This is a genomic window from Rhizobium ecuadorense (assembly GCF_001187535.1).
In the GTDB taxonomy this organism is placed as follows: Bacteria; Pseudomonadota; Alphaproteobacteria; order Rhizobiales; family Rhizobiaceae; genus Rhizobium; species Rhizobium ecuadorense.
This window is the reverse complement of sequence record NZ_LFIO01000711.1, coordinates 1-269: the sequence shown is the minus strand read 5'-3', so window position 1 is coordinate 269 and position 269 is coordinate 1. Positions and strand designations below refer to the sequence as shown.

At 63.9% G+C, this 269-nt stretch carries 1 protein-coding gene; it reads right to left on the bottom strand.

All coding sequences use genetic code 11. From position 1 onward, the window contains the following. A partial coding sequence (locus AF337_RS13450; protein WP_152971055.1) for a sugar phosphate isomerase/epimerase family protein occupies positions 1–269 on the bottom strand: 269 nt, incomplete at both ends.

Below are 269 nucleotides of genomic sequence, written 5' to 3'. Positions count from 1 at the left end.
GGTCATGGCCGGCACCGACGGCGACATAGTTCCAGGTGCGGTTGGCGACGTCGGTTACGTCCTTGAGCTCGAGCAAGCCGTTGATGTCGGCGAGGCCCCGCTCGATGCGGGTATCCTTGCCATGGCAATGATGGATGGCATCGCCCAGAGCACGGGCGGAGGCGATCGGGTCGGCGCCCATCCACATCAGATGCGAGGGGTCGAGGTTCATGCCGACTTTCGGACCGACTTCGTTGCGCAGGCGGAAGAGGGTCTCGGGATTCCATACG